The sequence below is a fragment of the Acidiplasma aeolicum genome, from assembly GCF_001402945.1.
Taxonomy (GTDB): domain Archaea; phylum Thermoplasmatota; class Thermoplasmata; order Thermoplasmatales; family Thermoplasmataceae; genus Acidiplasma; species Acidiplasma aeolicum.
In genome coordinates this window covers 1-4,799 of sequence record NZ_LKBG01000022.1, presented here as the reverse complement: position 1 = coordinate 4,799, position 4,799 = coordinate 1, and the positions used below count along the sequence as shown (strand labels likewise).

At 38.2% G+C, this 4,799-nt stretch carries 5 protein-coding genes; 1 reads left to right on the top strand and 4 read right to left on the bottom strand.

What is annotated here, in order from left to right; translation table 11 throughout:
• The coding region (locus AOG54_RS01035; RefSeq protein ID WP_330218507.1) for a sulfur oxygenase reductase family protein at positions 1-217 on the bottom strand (217 nt) is incomplete at its 3' end.
• 398 nt (positions 218-615) lie between these two features.
• Between AOG54_RS01035 and AOG54_RS01030 the strand changes: the two genes are divergently transcribed.
• Positions 616-1,344 carry a hypothetical protein gene (locus AOG54_RS01030; RefSeq protein ID WP_055032281.1) on the top strand — a complete coding sequence of 243 codons (729 nt, stop codon included), beginning with the start codon at positions 616-618 and terminating at the stop codon, positions 1,342-1,344.
• A gap of 14 nt (positions 1,345-1,358) precedes the next feature.
• Here the strand turns inward: AOG54_RS01030 and dnaJ are convergent, their stop codons facing one another.
• From dnaJ to AOG54_RS01015, 3 genes are all read right to left on the bottom strand, one after another.
• The gene (gene dnaJ, locus AOG54_RS01025; protein ID WP_055032280.1) at positions 1,359-2,450 is read right to left on the bottom strand and encodes a molecular chaperone DnaJ; all 1,092 of its coding nucleotides are present in this window, start codon (positions 2,448-2,450) and stop codon (positions 1,359-1,361) included.
• A gap of 6 nt (positions 2,451-2,456) precedes the next feature.
• Positions 2,457-4,331: a molecular chaperone DnaK gene (gene dnaK / locus AOG54_RS01020; RefSeq protein WP_054963818.1), complete on the bottom strand. Its 1,875-nt coding sequence runs from the start codon at positions 4,329-4,331 to the stop codon at positions 2,457-2,459.
• 6 nt (positions 4,332-4,337) lie between these two features.
• A partial coding sequence (locus tag AOG54_RS01015) for a nucleotide exchange factor GrpE (RefSeq protein ID WP_156324156.1) occupies positions 4,338-4,799 on the bottom strand: 462 nt, incomplete at its 5' end.

Here is a 4,799-nt window from a genome sequence, read left to right as displayed (position 1 = left end):
CGTTCATTGTGCTCATTTTGGTCATGTCCATTGATCCGCCACCATACCTTGTTCCAAGCGGTATTATACCAAACTGCATATGGTTCTGGAATCCAACAAACCCGGGATGCCTGGCTGTAACCTGGCAAACCTTTGGACCAACCTGCTGGAACATTTTCATTGTCGTCTCATCATTTAACATTTCTACCTCGTTTATTGCTACATATGGTTTTGGCACTTTTTGTCACCATGTGTATAATTTAATATTCATATTTAAACATTTTTAATCATGTTTATGAATATTTTTAATATTAATCAAACTTTTAATGAAAATATCATTAGATATCTAAAAATGAAATAATTATATAAAATTATACCATAATATATTTATAAATCATATATTTTATATATATCTACTTATTTTTAATTATTAAAGAAAATAATGCAACGAGAGATAAAATATTATAATTTTAATTTATATTTTAAAGAAAAATCCTATTTAGGAATTTTTATCATTTATATTGACGAATTATATAATAAATTTCTGATTTTATGAATAAAATATCATGAATTTGAATAATATACATGATAATTTATTAAAAAAAGTTTTTTATAATAAAATAACATTATTTTAATATGGCAGAGGATGTTATTAAAAAAAATAAGGAATATTATTTAAAGTCATTATCTCTTGAAGACCAGTTTTCAAGACTTGATGCATGGTACAAGGTTGATTTTCTAATAGACAATGGGATACTTACAAAGGACTATGTGATAGAGAATAAAAATCAGTTTCTGGGCCTTTTAACAACTGATGATGAAATGGTTAAGGTTCATGCCTGGGTTCTTGCAAGGCGATTTGCTGATGCAGGGTACATAACAAAGGAGGATATTGTTTCCAGAAAGGAGTATTTGCTTCCATATATAAAATCTGGGGATTTAACCGCATGGTGGAATGCCATAGACCTGATTCTTGGAAATTACCTTGACAAAACATACCTTATACCCTATAAGAACGTGTTTATAGAGAGCCTTAAAAGCCAGAATGCAGGTGTTGTAAGTGACGCATGGCATATGCTACCGCTGTTAAAGTCCGGGGGTGTAATTGTTGATGGCGATTATGAGGAATATAAAAAATTTCTTTTTAATGTATTAAAATCACCAAATCAGTATATAAGGCTCAATGGATGGGAAACAATAATTGACCTTGCAGAAAAGGGCATAATAAATAAGAATGATCTTGACCCATACAGGAGCATGGCAAAGGAGCTGGTTGAGGGTGAGGATTTAATTAAATTAACATCGTTGTTTGATACAACAGAACATGATTTTAAGGAAAGACTTAAAAATATAGATTTATTATAAATTTAAAAATTTATTTATATGTGAAACCATGATTTTTTGGTGGGTTCACCCTTTAGTTCCTCTATGAGTTCCTTTTCCTTTGCTGTTAGATGCTTTGGAACATCAAGCTTAATGATAACCAAAAGATCCCCGGAACCATGTGAGTTTATTCTGGGCATTCCTGCACCCTTTATTCTTAGAACATCATCAGGCTGTGTACCTGCCGGAATATTTAATTTAAATTTTTCTTTAAACAATGAAACCTCAACCTCGCCGCCCAGGGCAGCTGTTGGAAAGTCTATGTGATGCTTTACATATAAATTATCCCCTGATCTGCGTATCTCTGAATTATTCTGGACATATATTACGGCATAGAGGTCCCCTGTAACACCACCATATGAGTTGCCCTTTTTTGCAACCCTGAGCTTTATATTTGTATCTGCACCTTTGGGTATATTTATAGATATATTCTCCATTTTTGGTACCGTGCCTGTACCCTTACATACCGGGCATGGTTTAACAGGTATTTTACCCCTGCCGTTGCATGTTCTGCATGTTGTTACTGTAACCATCTGGAAGAATCCCTGGCCGCGTGTTATTCTCTCCTGGCCTGTGCCGTGGCATGTTGGGCATGTCATAAGCTTGCCATCAACGGCGCCTGTACCATTGCAGGCATCGCACATTGCATCCCTCTTGTACTTGACAGATTTTGATGTGCCATAATATGCGTCCTCCAGTGTTATATTAACCCTGATGTATATATCAAGATCTGGCTGGTTTGTATATCCGCCGCCGAAGAAATCGCCGCCGGATGAGCCGCCAAAACCGCCAAAAATTTTGCTGAATATATCATTAATATCATCAAAGTGCGTAAAGTCCTGCCAGTTAAAGTTGGATGCGCCGCCATTGAATTCGGCAGACCCGGTGGCATCATACTGCTGTCTTTTTTGTGGATCTGACAGCACCTCATACGCCTCGGCAATCTGCTTAAACTTTTCCTCGGCCTCCTGGTTTCCCTGATTTAAATCAGGATGGTATTTTTTTGCAAGTTCCCTGAATTTTGCCCTTATTTCATCCTGCGTTGCATTTTTGTCGACACCCAGGATTTTATAGTAGTCCTCTGCCATGTTCCATCATTTGTTTTCCTTATAATCTGCGTTTATGGTATCGCTGTTTTCACCGGATGTCTTATCATTTGAACTATCCGACTGATTCTCACCGGAAGTGCCGGCATTACCTGTATTATTCTGGTTATTGGCCGAGGCACTGGCATACATCTTTGCCCCAACCTCCTGAATTTCCTTGGTAAGTTTTTCTGTAATCTCCTTGACCTTTGGTATGTCCTTCTGTGAAATTGCATCCCTTAAGTCCTTTACTATGGCCTTTATATTATCTTTTGTTGCGCTGTCTATTTTCTCACCGGCATCATTGATTGTTTTTTCAGCGGTATATGCAAGGCTCTCCGCATTGTTTAATGTTTCTATATTTTCCTTCTCCTGCTTATCCTTCTCGGCGAATTCCTCAGCCTCCTTTTTCATTCTTTCTATTTCCTCCTTGGAAAGCTTGTTTGATGCGGATATTGTGATTCTCTGTTCCTTTCCTGTGCCCTTATCCCTTGCTGAAACATTTAATATGCCATTGGCATCTATATCAAATGTAACCTCTATTTGTGGAACCCCCCTTGGTGCTGGAGGAATACCTTCAAGATTAAACATTCCAAGGGATACATCATCCTTGGCAAGTGGCCTCTCCCCCTGAACAACGTGTATTGTTACAGCAGTCTGCATATCCGCTGCTGTTGTAAATACCTGGGATTTTTTAACAGGTATTGTTGTATTTGCAGGTATTAACGGTGTCATTACACCACCAAGTGTTTCTATTCCAAGTGTTAATGGTGTGACATCCAGAAGCACTATGTCCTTAATATCCCCGGTAAGTACAGCACCCTGAATTGCGGCACCAATTGCCACAGCCTGCATTGGATCAACACCACCCTCAGGCTTTTTGCCAAAATATTTCTCTATAAATGAGTGAACATATGGCATCCTTGTTGGTCCACCTATAAGTATGATTTTATTTATATCCTCCTTCTTGAGCTTTGCACCCTCTATGGCCTTATTTAATGATTCGGCTGATTTCTCAACTATTGGTGCCACAAGCTCCTCAAGCTTTGCCCTTGTAAGCTTGTATTCAAGATGCTTTGGACCCTCCTGCGTGGCAGTTATATAAGGAAGGTTTATATCAGTTTCAAGAACTGTTGATAACTCTATTTTTGCCTTTTCCGCGGCATCCCTCAATCTTATGTATGCAGATTTATCCTTTCTTAGATCTATGCCCTCCTTCTGTTTAAAATCATCTGCAAGGAAGTTTACAATAGCCTCATCCATATCACTGCCGCCAAGGTGGGTATCACCAGACGTTGAAAGCACCTGGAATACTCCCTGACCAAAGTCCATAACTGTTACATCAAGTGTACCCCCACCAAAATCATATATTAATATTTTAAGCGATTCATTAAGTTTATCAATACCGTAAGCCATGCATGCTGCTGTTGGCTCATTAATAATTCTCCTTACATTTAGACCGGCAATTGCACCTGCATCCTTTGTTGCCTGCCTCTGATTATCATCAAAATATGCAGGAACGGTAATAACAGCATCTGTCACTGGCTCTCCAAGAAATGTCTCTGCATCCTTCTTAATTTTTTGCAGAATAAATGCGGATATTTGCTGGGGTGTATACTCCTTTCCGAATATTTTATATTTGTAATCTGTACCCATCTTTCTTTTGGCTGCGTAAACTGTACCCTCTGGATTCAGTAAAGCCTGCCTTCTTGCAGGTTCACCAACAAGCAGCTGGCCATCCTTGGTAAATGCAACATAGCTTGGGAAGGATTTTCCACCCAATGAGACTCCCTCGGCTGCCGGAATGACCTCTGGCTTGCCTGAAATAACTACTGCTGCTGCTGAATTGCTTGTTCCTAAATCAATACCTATAATCTTGCTCATTTTAACTCACCTTTTTGAAACTATTACCTTTGCGGTTCTTAAAACCTCTCCGTTTAACATATATCCCTTCTGAACTACCTCAAGCACCTTTCCATCCTCACCCTGATCTGATACACCTATGGCCTCCTCAAGGTTAGGATCAAATTTTTCCCCCTTACCTGCTATTTCCTTTAGTCCGTATGAGCTTAATATTTTTATTATTTGCGATCTCACTGGTTCAAGTTTTGGATCGTGTATCATTCCAGCATCAAGTGTATCTAGCACCGGTAGAAGGTTTTTAATTATCTCACTGCCGGCATTTTTTCTGATGTTTTCAATCTCACGTTCCTTGTATTTTGCGTAGTTCTCCATCTCTGATCTCTGCCGTATGTAAAGATTCTTGTAGTCATTAAGATCTTCCAGGGTCTGTTTATACATTTCCATATATTTTTCAAGTTCATTGTTTTTCTTTGACATATTTAATCTCTT

Bases quoted from the DNA above. Each gene is read 5' to 3' on its own strand.
- dnaJ (WP_055032280.1), bottom strand. From the start codon at position 2,450: ATGGCAGAGGACTACTATAAAATCCTGGGTGTCGACAAAAATGCAACG.
- AOG54_RS01030 (WP_055032281.1), top strand. From the start codon at position 616: ATGGCAGAGGATGTTATTAAAAAAAATAAGGAATATTATTTAAAGTCA.
- dnaK (WP_054963818.1), bottom strand. From the start codon at position 4,331: ATGAGCAAGATTATAGGTATTGATTTAGGAACAAGCAATTCAGCAGCA.